Annotated in this window: 12 protein-coding genes; 2 read left to right on the forward strand and 10 right to left on the reverse strand. The window is 40.8% G+C overall.

Annotation, left to right across the window (positions count from 1 at the left end):
* Positions 1 to 17: 17 nt before the first annotated feature.
* From essB to ACFX4I_RS19980, 4 genes are all read right to left on the reverse strand, one after another.
* A complete protein-coding gene (essB, locus tag ACFX4I_RS19965) occupies positions 18 to 1367 on the reverse strand; it encodes a type VII secretion protein EssB (protein WP_377422584.1) in 1350 nt (449 codons plus the stop codon).
* 71 nt (positions 1368 to 1438) lie between these two features.
* Positions 1439 to 1678: an ESX secretion system protein YukD gene (gene yukD, locus ACFX4I_RS19970; RefSeq protein WP_053537134.1), complete on the reverse strand. Its 240-nt coding sequence runs from the start codon at positions 1676 to 1678 to the stop codon at positions 1439 to 1441.
* A 96-nt stretch (positions 1679 to 1774) separates the two neighbouring features.
* The gene (locus ACFX4I_RS19975; protein ID WP_034306171.1) at positions 1775 to 2065 is read right to left on the reverse strand and encodes a WXG100 family type VII secretion target; all 291 of its coding nucleotides are present in this window, start codon (positions 2063 to 2065) and stop codon (positions 1775 to 1777) included.
* A 399-nt stretch (positions 2066 to 2464) separates the two neighbouring features.
* Entirely contained in the window at positions 2465 to 3379 is a 915-nt protein-coding gene (locus ACFX4I_RS19980) for a nucleoside hydrolase (protein ID WP_377422586.1), read from the reverse strand.
* A gap of 361 nt (positions 3380 to 3740) precedes the next feature.
* On the opposite strand from ACFX4I_RS19980, the gene ACFX4I_RS19985 reads away from it, so the two are divergent.
* Positions 3741 to 3923, forward strand: a complete 183-nt coding sequence (locus ACFX4I_RS19985; RefSeq protein WP_230301832.1) for a hypothetical protein — start codon at positions 3741 to 3743, stop codon at positions 3921 to 3923.
* 79 nt (positions 3924 to 4002) lie between these two features.
* Here the strand turns inward: ACFX4I_RS19985 and ACFX4I_RS19990 are convergent, their stop codons facing one another.
* The 6 genes from ACFX4I_RS19990 to pbp4b form a co-directional block, all read right to left on the reverse strand.
* A complete protein-coding gene (locus tag ACFX4I_RS19990; protein WP_290369670.1) occupies positions 4003 to 5730 on the reverse strand; it encodes a glycine betaine ABC transporter substrate-binding protein in 1728 nt (575 codons plus the stop codon).
* Between the two features lie 4 nt (positions 5731 to 5734).
* Positions 5735 to 6940, reverse strand: a complete 1206-nt coding sequence (locus tag ACFX4I_RS19995) for a quaternary amine ABC transporter ATP-binding protein (protein ID WP_230301831.1) — start codon at positions 6938 to 6940, stop codon at positions 5735 to 5737.
* A 1024-nt stretch (positions 6941 to 7964) separates the two neighbouring features.
* Positions 7965 to 9362 (reverse strand): amino acid permease, encoded by a 1398-nt coding sequence (locus ACFX4I_RS20000; protein WP_377422619.1) that lies wholly within the window; start codon positions 9360 to 9362, stop codon positions 7965 to 7967.
* 324 nt (positions 9363 to 9686) lie between these two features.
* On the reverse strand, positions 9687 to 11204 hold the full coding sequence (gene hutH, locus ACFX4I_RS20005; RefSeq protein ID WP_230301830.1) for a histidine ammonia-lyase: 1518 nt from the start codon (positions 11202 to 11204) through the stop codon (positions 9687 to 9689).
* 116 nt (positions 11205 to 11320) lie between these two features.
* Positions 11321 to 11770: a histidine utilization transcription antiterminator HutP gene (gene hutP / locus ACFX4I_RS20010; protein WP_377422589.1), complete on the reverse strand. Its 450-nt coding sequence runs from the start codon at positions 11768 to 11770 to the stop codon at positions 11321 to 11323.
* 413 nt (positions 11771 to 12183) lie between these two features.
* Positions 12184 to 13539, reverse strand: a complete 1356-nt coding sequence (pbp4b, locus tag ACFX4I_RS20015) for a penicillin binding protein PBP4B (protein ID WP_377422621.1) — start codon at positions 13537 to 13539, stop codon at positions 12184 to 12186.
* Positions 13540 to 14348: 809 nt separating this feature from the next.
* Here pbp4b and ACFX4I_RS20020 point away from each other — a divergent pair.
* Positions 14349 to 15917, forward strand: a complete 1569-nt coding sequence (locus ACFX4I_RS20020; protein ID WP_377422623.1) for a spore germination protein — start codon at positions 14349 to 14351, stop codon at positions 15915 to 15917.
* The last annotated feature ends 12 nt before the right edge of the window (positions 15918 to 15929 follow it).

A 15929-nucleotide genomic window follows, 5' to 3' on the forward strand; every position in this document is an offset into this window, starting at 1 on the left:
CGCAAAAGGCCCATTGCTCACTCTTTGCTTTTCTCTTTTTCTTCAGATGATTTTTTGGAGGAATCCTTACTTTCTTCTTTCCCCTCAGAAGCAGGTTCCTTTTCCGCTTCTTCTTTTATAGCAGGTTTTGCTTCCGCTGCGCCTTTATCCTCTATATTCGATTCTGTTGCAGGCTGGTTCTGATCTTGCTGTTCCTCCATTTGCTTTTGCAATTCCTTTATTTCCTTTTCATATTGGGACAACTCTGTATCGATTTCTTTAATTTGCGTTTCCTTTTCTTCCCCTGAAAGGTTATCGTCTAGCTTAATCTGTTCTTTCTGGTTTACCAGCCCATACATAATCAATTCGCGATCCTCCATGATTCTCGCCAAATCGATCGCGTCCTCGTTCATGCCCCTGCCTATATAAATCCAATATAGGAGATACTGACTATCCGTTTGCAAAGTAATTGCATTTTCTACATTCTTCTTCCTGACATCATCTAACGGCTCATAAGTGACATAGGCCATAGCCAGTTCATATTGAACGACATACGGCATATTTTTTGGATCGTAGTTTTCCAAACGGTCAATGACTTCACTATACTTTTGTTTTAAGAAGCTTTCACCGCTTTCTACATATGCCTCCTGCCTAGGTTGGGAGAAGAATAGCGTGTAAATCGTAAACAACAGCAGTGGCACTAGAACGATCACCGTACCCCAAAGTGTATAACGGCCCGTTTTCCATTTCTTTTCAGGGATATGCACAAATGCTTTTTCTTCCTTCTCTAAAGCATCTATCCGATTTTGAATGACCGTGGAAAGTTCATCCCAAGTCCCCGATGCCAATATACTTTGTGATTCGTTCGATAGTTTTAGCGTTTTATGGTAAAGCAGGTACTCTTCGAATGTATACTGCCCATCCACAAGCGCCGAAATCGTTGCCTTCGTTTCTTTAAATAGCTCATCTTGATCATGCTCATAAGGAGGCAAACTCTCTTTTACGCCATAATGCAGGAAATATGGGGCCAAGCTTGAATCAAAAACGATATTTTCTGGACAGACGACTAGTTGCAGGCGGCTCAATTCATGATTCCTGATTTTCTTCAAGATTTGATAAGACGATAACCATCTGCTCAATGGATTTTTATCTTTAGCTTTGGAAAAAACAAAAAAAGAGGCTGGTGGATTTACTCTGATCTGCACCTCGTCCTCTGTCACTTCTATATGTTTCTGGAGAGCATCATCCGCTTCATGAATAAGCTGTAATTCCAGTGGGTCTTGCATCGATAGTTTTGCCCGTTGGAAAACGAACGAATGCCCCTTATCATCCTTCATCATTGCAGCTTCTGTTTTTTTCTCCAGATATGAGGATTTTTTCTCATCCATTTTATGTAACTCCTTTACCCCTGCTAAAGGGCTTTAGACTTTTTTCCTATAAAGAGTCCACACTTAATCCATTAGAGGATTTCAAGGCGGTCCCCCGTCGTAATTCCGCTATCAAGCAGGGTTTCATAACCTGAACATACGAACTCTTTATTCTGGACCCGCACCCAATAGCCTTCTTTAGGTGCACTGGCAATATCCTTTACCTGCCATATTATTTCCACAACCTTCTTGATGGAGCGGTAATTCGACACTTGCAAATCAAACACTTCCCCTGTATACCTGTTTAAATCGATCGTCAGTTGAATATATATGGAAACCACCTCTTTTAAAGCAAAAAAACACCACGATCTTCATAAAGAGTCGCGGCGCTTTTTCCTAGAAAATTCTTTATCTCATTGACCTAATGATTATCCGCGAATTTGACTAGCAATCTGATTATCTGTATCTTCAAGGATTTGAGCTGATTTATTCAATTGTTGAGAAACTTCATTCAACAAACGGGCCATATCCATGAATGAAGGCTTTAATTCTTCGTACTGACCTACGAAAGCCTCACTGGAAGAACCTTCCCAAATACCAGTTAAATGATCTCTCATTCTATCTAAACGACCAATCATATCCGTTACTTGTTGGCTCTCATTATCATATTGTCTAGCTACATCTTTCAGTTCTGAAGGTGTTACACGAATTTGTGACATATAAAAAATCCTCCTTTTATCTTATATAGTACATTTTAATAGAACCATACATTTTCTGCCATATAAATAAGCGCAAAGTCGAAAAATGGTAAATTATGATTATGCAAAAAAACCTAAATATGGCATTATAAAAGCCTATGTACCTGTTTTTCCAAATCTTTAAACCTATTTTTTAATTAATTTTTCACTTTTTACTTTTTTATGGTAAAAAAAGTTCCTTATACCCAATATTTCTGAACCATTATCCAATAATATGGTTTACACCATAATAATAGTGACTTTAGACTTTCTTTTTAGGAAATTAATCAAACGTTTGATTAAACCTGAAAATCAAACGTTTCCATACTGTTCGCCCTTTATAATTGATTCAATCCCAAATCATTCAATTACGTTGTTTAGTCATATAACCCGTTCCAAAAAATGTTTCAAAAACCGATCACTTTCCACATTCGTACAGACGCGGATTCTAGGTTCGCCATCCTTTTGACCAATTGTCCTGCCTGTTTCTTCACCCTCGGTAACCACCTTGACGTTCATCCATTCTGTATTCACAAAACTTGAATCAATCGCAACCCCGACAGCAAGCGGATCGTGAAGTGCGCAACCGCCCAAACCTGGATGGGAGTTTTCATATGCTTTCATATAATAATCGGTCATTTCCGCTAAAAATTTGGCGCTTTCCTTACCAGTGGCACGCCAATCATCAAGCTTCGATTTCAACAGATATGTTTGGAGTGTCACATCAAGCCCCACTAGGGTGATTGGCAGTCCTGAAGCAAATACCTGATCAGCTGCTTCAGGATCTGATATTATGTTCGCTTCAGCATAGGGCGTTACATTTCCTGGTACGTTTACGGCACCGCCCATAATAACTACCTCTTTTACCAAGGACATGATCGTTGGGGCTTTTTTAATCGCCAATGCGATGTTAGTCAGTGGTCCAACTGCAACAATCGTAATTTCATGCGGTCGGCTTTTCACTTGATCGATAATGAAATCTGCTGCATTTCCTTGTGATGCTTTGATGGTTGGTTCAAACTGAAGAGTATTTCCTAACCCGTCTTCCCCATGAACATGCTTCGGATATTTCTTCTTCCTTCCGCGCACCAAAGTTTGGTCAGCACCTTCAAAAACCGGAATGCGCCTATTTAATTTCTCCAAAACGGCAAGTGTGTTACGGGTCGATTCAACAACGGGCACGTTACCAAAGCAAGTGGTGAATCCGAGCACTTCCAATTCCGGGGAATTTAAAGCATACGCCATCGCCATGGCATCATCAATCCCAGTATCAACATCAAATATGATTGGTTTCAATATTTCCACACCCTTCAAAATCACTTTTTGAGAGCACTTTCAATACCTCTCTTTTCTTTTCCTTATGTATCAAGAAACACTGTTCTCCAACTGAATTTTAACATTCAACGGATAGGCAGTTCCACAGAAAGTTAGGAATACTCATAATTTGCAAACAAATGATAATGCCAGATGCTTCTTGTATCTACCAGTAATAATAGTTGACCGCTCATAAATATCAATGATATAAAAAGTGAAAAGAAGAAGTTGTATCTTAGTAGTGACTAATTCCTTATCAACTTGTTCCATGCTATTACGTCTACTACAAAAGCAGTTATGAATACACCCGTTACGAATTTATGATATCCAAGGTGGAAAAAGGATGAAAATGTTTAAGTTGATTGAAGATGTTCCTACTGCGTATAAAAAAGGAACAAAATTCTTTTTAATATCACATTCAGAATTCATTGGCGTGAAAAGTTATGTATTACTGGCTGAAGATTTGAAAGGAAAGATCGAAGTAACGGAAGAGGAATTGAGGAGTAAATTCGTTTCCATCCATTGATCTTCAGTATTCAAAACCCCAGTGGCCCATTTAAACTAAAAAAACGCAGGAATTTCATTTCTGAAATTCCCGCGTTTTCTTATTTCAAGTCTTCAATTGAATCAATATCGACGTAATCCGGTACGACCAGACCATTCTTTGTTCCTTTTAAGTTTGGTCCAAGATTAACCATATCATCTTTATACTTATTATAGTATTCAAGATGTGTTCCCGGGAGCCATGCAGCCACCATTGCGTCCGCACTTCCGTTTGCAACGCCGGCAAACATTGGTCCAACTTCAACTTGACTTAATGTTACGTCATAGCCATTCTGCTCCAGAACCTTGCCAATCACATTTGTGCTGGCAATTTCAGTGTCCCATGCAACATAAACCAGTTTGATTTTTTCACCATTTCCTGATTCAGCACCTTTGGTCCATTCGGATACTTTGTCCTGATTTTCCTTTATCCATTTTTCTGCTGCTTCTGAAGGAGACATACCATCAGTAACTTTGACCATTACATCTTCCATATCTTTAGTATCCCAGAAGAATTGATCAAGAATTTTATAAGCGCCGGGGGCATCTTGCTCGAGGCCTTTTCTGGCAATCGAATTGATATTTTCCGCCCCGCCAAAGGATTCATTCGGATCTTCGAGATATTTCAAGTCATATTTCGAGAACATCCAATGCGGTGACCATCCTGTAACGACGATTGGTTCTTTTTTATCAATCGCTTTTTTCAATTCAGCAACCATTGCCGCCGAAGACCCTTCAACCAACTTCCAATCATCCAGCTTATAATCATCTATAGCCGTTTTAGTCAACTTCATCAATCCTGCTCCAGGTTCAATTCCGATGATTTCATAATTGGTTTTGGCAGCAAAACTATTTTTATCCCCGTTCACAGCCGTATCTTTTGTAAAAGCACTGAATAGTGCAGTACCCACAACTAGTAAGGCCAGTATTGTAAAAATGATTTTCCTGCTAACGATATGTTCGTAAGCTGGTTTACGAAGGTTTTGCGTGATACGATCGAGAATGATTGCAATGATTACGATGGATAATCCTGCTTCAAATCCTTGTCCAACATTTATTTGGCTGACAGCCCTGTAGACATCCGCCCCAAGTCCGGGTGCTCCAACTAATGAGGCTGTAACAACCATGGATAGTGCCAGCATGATGCTTTGGTTGACTCCTGCCATAATCGTTGGAGTAGCCAATGGTATTTGTACCTTGAATAACTTTTGGCTGCTGGTTGAACCAAAAGCATCCGATGCTTCGATCAGATCATTAGGCACTTCTTGAATCCCAAGATTAGTCATACGGATTGTCGGTGCGATTGCGAAAATGAATGACGCAATGATCCCCGGTACTACGCCTATTCCAAAGAATAAAATCGAAGGAATCAAATAAACGAATGCAGGCATCGTTTGCATGAAATCCAAGATCGGGGTAACGATCTTACGCACCGTGTTATTTTGGGCACACCATATTCCGATCGGTATCCCGATCACTATCGTTAAGACTCCTGACAATATAACGATTGCCAGTGTTTGGATGCTTGATTCCCAATAACCAAGATTATCGATCAATAGTAAGCTGATGAATGTAAATATCCCTAAGGGCCATCTGCTTGTATAGGTAACCAGAAGGGTTAGCACTATAATTAACACGATGGAAGGTCCAGCACTCATTACATCGACCAGGATATCCAGTAGTCCTTCGATCCCATTCGTAATAAGTGTAAATAATCCAGCAAATACAATAGTTATCCAATCCACTAAAGAATCGACCCAAGCTCCTAGTGGGATTTTCGGCATATTCATTGAATTATTCACTCTCCATTTCATTCAAGGAATCTTTATTTCCGGCCAAAGCACCGATAACGGCACCACGAAGCAGAATTCCTTTAATTCTTTTCTGATCATCGATGACTGAGATTGGCAAGCTTGAAGTCGCCATCACATCCATGAGGTTTCCAAGTAATTCATCCTCTTTTACAGTTGGGATATCGGTTGTCATCACTTCAGAGATCGATTGGTTATTGCTCATTGCCTGACGAGCCTGTTCAGCTGTCACGGCCCCCAATAACGTCTGCTTTCTATCCACAACAAAAATACTGGAATACCCTTGTTTGCGCATGATTTCCAAGGCAACCCTCGGACCTCTGTCCACCGCGATCTTCTCTGGGCGTATCATCACATGAGATGCTGTCAATACTTTTGATAGATCAACATCTTCCACAAACTTCTCGACGAATTCATTGGCTGGATTCATCATGATTTGTTCAGGGGTTCCCAATTGAATTACACTTCCATCTTTCATGAGGGCAATTCTATCCCCGATTCTTAATGCTTCATCAAGATCATGGGTAATGAAAATGATCGTTTTTTTGTACTGATCTTGGATTTGAATCAGTTCATCCTGCATATCCTTACGAATCAATGGATCAAGGGCACTAAAGGCTTCATCCATCAATAGGATATCCGTATCACTTGCGAGTGCCCGGGCTAGCCCAACCCTTTGCTGCATACCGCCGCTAAGCTGTGATGGCAGCTGATTTTCGTAGCCTTTCAAACCAACGGCCTCGAGTGCCTTCATCGCATTTTCATGACGTTTTGCTGGATCCACTTTTTGAATTTCGAGCCCAAATTCAGCGTTTTCCAATATCGTTTTATGCGGAAATAAAGCAAAGTTCTGAAAGACCATGCTTATTTTCTTTTGTCTGACTTCCCTTAGGCGGGCAGCGTTCATCTTCACGATATCTTCATTATCAATTAAGATTTCACCCAAAGTGGGATCGATCAAACGATTGAACATGCGAATCAAAGTGGATTTCCCGCTTCCTGATAGGCCCATGATGACAAAAATCTCGCCGGGATAAATCTCGAAATTAACATTATTCACTCCGACCGTTTGTCCCGTTTCCTTCAAGATTTCTTTTTTCGATTTGCCTTGCTTCAATAAGTCTGTTGCTGCTTTTGGAGATTTGCCAAAAATTTTCGAAACATTTCTGACTTCTACATACGGCTTCATCAAGTCACCTCATTCTAATAGTTGCCCATATGATATTCAGTTTTGCTGAATTCCCCCGGTTTATGCGAGTGATGATTATTAATGCACAAGTACCTTCAAATTACCGAAATTCCACCCCATTACTTTTTCTTCGAAAAAGCGGAAGTGACACTTATTAAGTGACACAGGGCATAAAGTGGATAAAAAAATAATCTAAATTTATTATTCCCAAGAAATAATTCTTTACTTGGATTATATTATGTGTGATAAATTGAGCATTTCAAGTAGGAAAAAAGAGGTGCAATCACAACTGAGGAAACTAGCAGGCACAACATATACCAACTGTAATATAAACGATTTCCACTTAGAGTTAGGTCCGGATGATGGACTTACGACTACCCTCTAAAGTACTTCATTTCCTTAACCAGATGGAATGGTACTTGCAGTGCAGTATAACACCAAAACGCATAGAAATATGATTATGGGATTCCCAATGTGTCTAATTTGAGCTTTGCAGGGAAAAGAGGTGCAATACAACTGAGGAAACTAACAGGCACAGCATATACCAACTGAAATTTAATGGATTTTTATTTTAGAGTTTTGTTCAGTCCCAGCACACGGAATGAACCTGTAACCCTAAAGTACTTCATTACCTTAACAAAAAATGAATATAAGTTCAAATGATGCGGGACGGAATTCTTGCCTAAAAAGCCCATTTACGACATCGATTCTAAAGGTTCCGAAAGACTCTAAAAACCTTGATATACCAACACTTTGGCTTCCTATAATCATAAACGCCCATCATCCACCACAAATTTTTTCAGTTTTTTTAAAATCTAAAATGATCCAAAAAACGGAAAAAGCGATTTTCAGTCACAAATCACGGGCAAATTTAAGCGGTTCCGGATCTGGCAAGATTGGAATTTAATACTTTTTTTATAGGTTATATTTTAATGCAGACACACATGGGAATGTGTCAAATATACAGAAAAAAACCTTGAAACAACAATTTCATTTCAAGGTTAATGCATATTATCAATACATACTAATTGGCATTCCTATGTTCATCAAAATCAATCTGGCATTCCTCTAGCGGAATTACTTTTGTTTTCTTAATGAACTTATACCCAAGCCACATTACCAGAAAAAATGGGATGCCAATATAGGTAGCAATCACACTTGCCCAATTAATGGTATCTCCAAGAAAGGCTTGATAGTTTTGCGCCATTAAAACGAAAAAACAAAGGGCAAAGGAAAATATCGGTCCGAAAGGAAACCATTTTGATAGATAGGGAAGATCGTCCAGTGAATACCCTTGAGCAATGTATGCTTTTCTAAACCGGTAATGGCTCGCCGCTATACCCAGCCAGAATATAAATCCAGTGACCCCAACTGCATTCATCAGCCAAATATAGATAACTCCATCACCGAAAATGGAAGCGAAAAATGCCAGCATCCCAACAAGCGAGGTCACAATCAGTCCCCAAATGGGAACGCCGCTCTTGTTGAGCTTCCCAAAAATACGCGGTGCCAGCCCTTCGTTTGCCATTGAGTACAACATTCGGCTTGTCACGTAAAGACTTGAATTACCAGCAGATAATACGGCTGTCAAAATGATGGCATTCATCACGGAAGCAGCAAATGCCAGTCCCACTTTTTCAAACACCATCGTAAACGGGCTAACCATGATCGTGTGTCCCTGCAGGCTGCCATTCGTATAAGGAACGATCAGTCCAATAACAAGTATCGCTAGGATGTAAAAAAGGAAGATCCTCCAAAAGATGCTGCGAACTGCACGAGGTACATTTTTTGCCGGGTCTTCACTTTCACCGGCTGCCACACCGACTATTTCTGTCCCTTGAAAAGAAAAACCAGCAGCAATGAAAATACCCAATGTTGCCAAAAAGCCACCGGCAAACGGGGCGTCACCAACTGTGAAGTTTTTAAAACCAATCGCTTCTCCGTTCATGATCCCGAATATCATCAATATTCCGACAACGATAAAAATGATGATGGTCGCCACTTTAATGAGCGAAAACCAATATTCCCCTTCTCCATATCCTTTAACAGATACGTAATTCAATAAGAATATCAAAACTAAAAACAAAGAACTCCATAAGAATGACGGGCTGTGAGGAAACCAAAACTTCATAACCATCGTTGCGGCAGATAGTTCCGCTGCAAGCGTCATCGCCCAGGTGAACCAATAGTTCCAACCAAGTGCAAACCCTAGTGCCGGATCGATGAAACGCGTAGCATAGGTACTGAAAGCTCCGCTGACTGGCATAAATGATGCAAGTTCTCCGAGACTTGTCATAATAAAATAAACCATGATACCGATAACGGTATAAGCTACCAAAGCCCCGCCAGGTCCTGCAGAGTGAATGGCCGGCCCGCTGCCGAGAAAAAGCCCTGTCCCTATTGCACCGCCCAACGAAATCATCGTAAGGTGGCGCGCTTTTAGCTTTCTTTGTAAAGTATTTGACGGCTGGTTTTGTTCATTTTTAACAAACGGCTGCAATTGCCTATTTTCCAAATTGGGTTCCCCTCCAAAAATGCATATTTAATCTAGCACGAATAGGTAAAGCCGATCATTCCATCAATAGTCATTTCCTGCATTTATTACTATTTCAAGGTCATTTTCTCTAATGCCGGGACCTTTTTGGATTTTTGGGATCTATGTTGCATTTACATAACGATGTTAGGCTTAAAACCCAAGTCAAAGGGCTATAAGCCTAACGTTTATTCGGATATTCCGCACTTCATATTATGTTGTAGGTAAACTCCTATTAATAAATGAATTCCAATCGATTTGATGTAACCAGCTTGCCGTTGCTTCGATATCTTTTGAAAAGATACGATCTTGCGTAATGCTTGGAATGAGCTTTCTTGCTTCCGTATAAAACTCTTTTGTAAACGGAGCCATCTTTTCTATTCCACGGTATTCCACCGCCTGTAAGGCACAAATGAGCTCTATCGCCAAAACGCGGCGAACATTTTGAATGATTTGATGTGCGTGTCGGGACCCAATCGTTCCCATGCTTACATGATCTTCCTGGTTCGCTGAAGATGGAATGGAATCAACACTTGCAGGATGTGCGAGTGTTTTATTCTCAGAGACGAGTGAAGCTGCACAATATTGCATGATCATCGCTCCAGATTGCAAGCCAGGTGACGGACTTAAGAATGGCGGTAAATCATTCAGCTGAGGATTGACGAGTCGCTCAATGCGGCGCTCTGAAATGTTCGCAAGCTCGGCAACAGCGATTTTCATGAAGTCCATCGCAAATGCTATCGGCTGGCCATGGAAGTTCCCCCCTGAAATAACCTTTTCCCCATCGTCAAAAATAAGCGGATTATCCGTCGCAGCATTCATTTCGATCTCCAATTTCTCTTTTACATAATCAAGAGTTTGCCATGATGCACCATGCACTTGCGGGATGCAGCGGAGCGAATAAGCATCCTGTACCCGCAGTTCTCCTTGCTTGGTGATGAGCTGGCTGCCGCTGATCATGCGAAGGATCCGTTCCGCGACCTCTGTTTGCTGGCGGTAACCGCGTGCTAGATGAACATCCGGATCAAAGGCATCTTCAATGCCGCGTAATCCCTCTAAAGTCAGTGAAGCAATCGCTTCAGTTTGATGGGCCAGCTGTTCAGCTTCAATGTAATTGACGAGTCCCATCCCCGTCATGGCCTGTGTTCCGTTAATTAATGCAAGACCTTCTTTTGCTTTAAGTGTCACTGGAAGAATGCCTTCCTTCGATAAAGCTACGATGGCCTCCATTCGCTCTCCTTTATAAAACACTTCCCCTTCTCCCATCAATACTAGCGCTAAATGGGAAAGCGGCGCCAAGTCCCCACTTGCTCCAAGAGAACCTTGCTGAGGGATGACCGGGTGGATATGAGCATTCAAAAGATCGATCAAACGTTCTATGACGACAGGACGGACGCCTGAAAACCCTTTTAATAGCGCATTGGCACGGAGAAGGACCATAGCTCTCGAAACCACCTCTGGAAATGGTTCGCCGACTCCGCACGCATGGGAGTGAATCAAATTCCACTGTAGCTGCTCTGCGTCCTCTGCATCAATCAAAACATCGCTGAACTTTCCAAAACCTGTTGTGATGCCATAGACGACCTTCTTTTGTTTCACGATATTTTCAACCGCTTCCCGGCTTTTTTCCACTTTCTTAACACTCTCGGCAGAAGCAGTGACAAATGCCTCTTCATACAATACTTTTTTCGCTTCTTCAATCGTTAAAGTTTGACCCGTTAACATAATCATTTCCTGCACCCCTATTCTTTTTTTAAAACACACAAAAGGAGGCCATATTGACAGACTTATCCAGTCTTTCAATACAGCCCCCTATTTCACTAAAATAACTATAGGCTTTTAATTATTTAAATGTGGTTAATTCCCAAGCCAACGGCTTCATGTTCAAATCCCCGAACCGGTGCTCCAATCGTTCCATACACGGCGACAGCAATCCATTCACCTTCGTCCCCGTTTTTAAACGGCCTGCCCCGAACGATTGCAAACCGAAGGCCCGCAGTCCTCAAAAGGCCGCCAAGCTCGACTTGGCCGCGTGTCACTCCTTGGAGTGCTTCGATGATCGCATGATACAGCGCATGCATTTCACGATACATATCGGGATTGACTAATCCAAGTCTTTTCGCTGATGTCTCAATGGCCGCAACTATTTTCTGCAGCTCCATTGAACCGACTTTACCTTTTCCATAAAGCCAATCCATCCGCTTTAGATCATTCGTCAATATGACTTCTTCCTCTTCGTCCGCAAACGCGTACATGATTGCATGGCGCCCGATTCTTTTGTCGAATTCCTTTGTCATGCAGGTACCTCTTTTACAATTTTCTAAATACACTAATAACTAAGTATTATTGTAAGCGGATACAAGCTGTTCAGTCAATATATTTTTTTAAAATAAATCTTTTAGGGGATGATTCTTCACTCCCCTTAACCGTGTTAGGCTGCGGAGCTTGGTATGTCATCCATGGAAAAATGACCTATGGGGAGCTCGGCATTCATCATGCTATCCAATATTTTCATAGCACCAATCATACAAATCAGCTCGATTTTGGAGACCTTGCCCTAGGGATATGCAGGGTTTAAAAGATACCTGGAATTGGTTGATATGTTCCCGGATATCCATGATGTCGAGGATGCAATCGAAGTTGATTCCGTAAAAGGCCTCCCGACTTTAATCGGAGGCCTTTTACTTTATGGAGATATACATTCATACATTCATTCATTCGTTTCCAATGCTTCATAAATCGCAGTTACAACACTTCCATAGCTTCCTGTTTTGAAGAGGTCGCCAAAAAACTGATTGGAATTGGCTACAGGGTTAACGAGAGGAGAGTGCTTTTTATTAGTTAGTAGCACAATCCCTAAATCCATCTCCGGATCAATGATCGTGACCGTCCCAGTCCATCCAGTATGACCGTAGGCACTGTCGCTCGCATAAGGGCTGAACATCCACTCCATGCTAGCATCGCCATTTCGTCTCCACCCAAGTCCATATGTAGGATTCATCGCGGACGGTGCGACGAATTCATCGATGGTTTTTTGATCAAACAACAAATGTTTACCGTATCCCCCGCCATTCAGCATCACCTGCAGGAGGACGGCCATATCTTCCGTATTGGAGAAAAGACCTGCATGCCCTGAAACGCCTCCCATCGAATAAAAGGCTTTTTCATCATGTACTTCCCCTTGAAGTGTGTATGTGCGAATGTTAGGGAAATCCATCACGCCGTCCCGGGTGTTACCAAGCAATTCAGTTGCGGCAAAATCCATTGGCTTAGAGCCCTTTTGAAGAGGGTTGAACTTTGTATTTTTCAAACCAAGTGGCTTGTACAATTCATTTTCAACATAGGTGTCAAGCCGCTTACCCGTTATTTCTTCAACAATGGCGCCAAGCAGCATATAATCGACATCACTGTATACATTCTGTGTTCCGGGTACATATGTGAGCGGTGTTTTGGAAATGAACTCGATGGTTTTATCCCGTTCCTGGGAGTAGAGTTCTTTAGAAACCTTTGGATTATGATATTGCGGATCAGGTCTAAACCCTGCTGTATGATGGAGAACATCAATAATCCTCAGATTGTCCTTTCCTTTGATCACATCCTCCTCCGTGTCTTTGAATTCAGGAATGTATTGTCGGACTCTTGCCTGGATATTTAGCTTGCCTTCGCTGACCAATTTCTGAATGGCAAAATTGGTTGCATACATCTTCGTGTTTGAAGCAAGGTCAAATAACGTGTCATTTTCCATTTTCTGAAACTTCTTAAGAGGTGTATGTTCATTATATTTCTGTTTGTACCCGTAGCTTTCATTTTTAACGATTTTTCCGTCCTTTATGACAATCAGGGCAGCACCAGGGAAACCGGCAGCCACTTCCATTTCAATAAGCTGATCCACCTTTTCCAGCTTTTCAGACGAAAAGCCCGCTTCTTCAGGTTTTTTTGCTTTCTTTAACATGGGATACTGGCTGGCAGTTTCCTGATTTGAATTTTCATTAGCGAAAGACACGGATGGTGATAGTAAGGAAAGAGCCAGAATTGAACTAAGTGTGCAGCTTGTCCATATATTCATCATTTTCCACCCCTTTAAATAAGGAACAACTTTGCCTTTTGACCCATATCGAAAGATAATCTTCTCATTCATTCCGTTCTATTTTTTCACCAGGCATCACAATCCTATAAAGCGATCATCGTGTATCCTTTTCCGTTCCGGTTAGCGATTGGGTATCTTATTCTTAAGTTGATAAATGCAGATATCTCCCAAATTAAGCTAATATTTAACAATAATTCTCAATTTTCAGTATATATGAATTTGAACATCATTTCAATTTGATATTTATATTTTTAAAATTACATTTCAAATTTTGAGCATTAGTCTTCTCCATTTCAAAGAGGAAAAGTCGATTATTAAAATCATTAATTAAAATACCCATTAAAAGCACCGATAAAAAAACACCCTCTTTTTTACTTTCTAAAAACTTCACTAATACATCCCAATAAATTGTTCACGATTCATGTTCATTAAATCTCACCATGATCATTCGGATAAGTCCCAGAATCAATTTCTCCTCCTTCTCTCCTTCAATATATTCAAAATCAATTTTTTCACATAGCTAATACGAAGTATAAATTATGTAAATATGGCTAATTGCTTTTAACTTCATTGCATAAGAAACGCAGAAGATATTAATACTATTTGAGAAATAAAGGAATTTTAGCTGTTATCTGAGACAAGTATAGGGTGATGAAAATGTGGAAAACGATTGTTTCCTACCTTCCAGAATGGCAGGTTTTTATACAAGCTTTTATTGTGTTTGTTATTCCATATCTAATCAGCAAATTGTTTAATTTGCTTCGCACCCCAAAGGATGAGTGATGATGATGAAGGAGTGGCTATCTAAGATTGGTAAAAAAGGAAAAGGTACCGATAAAGACAAACAAGAAGCAAATACCTCCCAAGATACAACACGTCAGTTTACAGATGATTTTGAATTTAACCTTGAATGTGTTAAGCAAGAAATTGGCCATAATTGGGATGTCCATTTTCGGGAATTTAATCTAGGGCGTACCGGTATACGGTCAGTTATCATATTTGTGGATGGACTTTCGGATAAAGACCTCATAGATATGCATATTATGCCATCATTGATGGTTGATTTTTCAGCAGAATATAAACAGAACCTTCCCTACCTCAAAGAGAGCATTTCAAAAGAATTCATAAAAAATGAAGTGTTATCCATTAGTGGAATAGAAGAAGTTCGATCCATTAAAGAATTAGCATCTAAAGTACTAACAGGTTCTACCGCTCTTTTAATTGATGGATCATTGGATGCGCTGATCCTTGGAACTACAAAACTTAAAACAAGGACGATCGAAGAACCGGTATCAGAGGCATTAGTCAGAGGCCCACGGGTCGGTTTCACTGAATCATTGAGTGATAATACCTCTTTTTTAAGGGGTAGTGGTGAAATTGAGAGTTTATCATTAGTAAAATTCCAAGTAGGAAAGCGTTCAAAAAAAGACTTGGTTGTTGCTTACATCAATGATATTGTTGAGCCCGAATTAGTTCAAGAGGTAGAAAACCGAATTAAGAAAATCGATATTGATAGTGTGCCGGAATCAGGTTATGTAGAGCAACTTATCGAAGATAATTACCTTAGTCCTTTTCCGCAAGTACAGAATACAGAGCGTCCGGATCGCGTGATCGCTGCTTTAATGGAAGGTCGAGTGGCCATCTTATTGGATGGGACGCCCTTCGCTTTGATCGTTCCGGTTACCTTAAGCATGATGTTACAATCACCGGAAGATTATTATGAAAGGTGGATTCCTGGTACATTCATCCGTATGCTTCGTTACCTCGCAGCTATTCTGGCTCTTTTTACACCGTCTTTGTATATTGCTTTCATCTCATTTCATTCAGGGTTGATTCCGACCAAACTGGCCATCTCCATTATAGGAACCAGGTCCGGGGTACCCTTTCCGGCACTTATCGAAGCATTATTCATGGAAATATCCATCGAAATTTTGAGGGAAGCAGGACTGCGATTGCCTAAGCCAATCGGTCCCGCAATGGGAATTGTCGGCGGTTTAATCATAGGGGAAGCTGCTGTACAGGCAGGGATTGTTAGCCCCGTTTTGGTCATTGTAGTAGCGTTAACTGCTATTTCATCATTTTCCATTCCGCACTATAGTATTGGGATTACATTACGGATTCTGCGTTTTCCAGCTATGATTTGTGCTGCCACATTTGGATTGTACGGGGTCATTCTCTTTTTTCTTTTAATGACCAGCCATTTAGTGAAATTAAAAAGCTTTGGTGTGCCTTATTTGAGTCCAGCCGTTCCTTATCGCTTAAGTGAGTGGAAAGACCTGATGGTTCGCATGCCACTTATGATGATGAAACGCCGTCCAAAGATGTTGCATACTAAAGACCCCATACGTAAAGGATAACCTATCGGTGAA

It is taken from the genome of Peribacillus sp. YIM B13472 (assembly GCF_042788005.1).
Taxonomy (GTDB): domain Bacteria; phylum Bacillota; class Bacilli; order Bacillales; family DSM-1321; genus Peribacillus; species Peribacillus simplex_E.

Excerpts from the sequence above, each read along its gene's own strand:
- essB (WP_377422584.1), bottom strand. The coding sequence starts at position 1,367 with ATGGATGAGAAAAAATCCTCATATCTGGAGAAAAAAACAGAAGCTGCA.
- ACFX4I_RS19975 (WP_034306171.1), bottom strand. The coding sequence starts at position 2,065 with ATGTCACAAATTCGTGTAACACCTTCAGAACTGAAAGATGTAGCTAGA.
- ACFX4I_RS19985 (WP_230301832.1), top strand. The coding sequence starts at position 3,741 with ATGAAAATGTTTAAGTTGATTGAAGATGTTCCTACTGCGTATAAAAAA.
- ACFX4I_RS19990 (WP_290369670.1), bottom strand. The coding sequence starts at position 5,730 with ATGAATATGCCGAAAATCCCACTAGGAGCTTGGGTCGATTCTTTAGTG.
- ACFX4I_RS19995 (WP_230301831.1), bottom strand. The coding sequence starts at position 6,940 with ATGAAGCCGTATGTAGAAGTCAGAAATGTTTCGAAAATTTTTGGCAAA.
- ACFX4I_RS20000 (WP_377422619.1), bottom strand. The coding sequence starts at position 9,362 with ATGATTTCGTTGGGCGGTGCAATAGGGACAGGGCTTTTTCTCGGCAGC.
- hutH (WP_230301830.1), bottom strand. The coding sequence starts at position 11,204 with ATGATTATGTTAACGGGTCAAACTTTAACGATTGAAGAAGCGAAAAAA.
- hutP (WP_377422589.1), bottom strand. The coding sequence starts at position 11,770 with ATGACAAAGGAATTCGACAAAAGAATCGGGCGCCATGCAATCATGTAC.
- pbp4b (WP_377422621.1), bottom strand. The coding sequence starts at position 13,539 with ATGAATATATGGACAAGCTGCACACTTAGTTCAATTCTGGCTCTTTCC.
- ACFX4I_RS20020 (WP_377422623.1), top strand. The coding sequence starts at position 14,349 with ATGAAGGAGTGGCTATCTAAGATTGGTAAAAAAGGAAAAGGTACCGAT.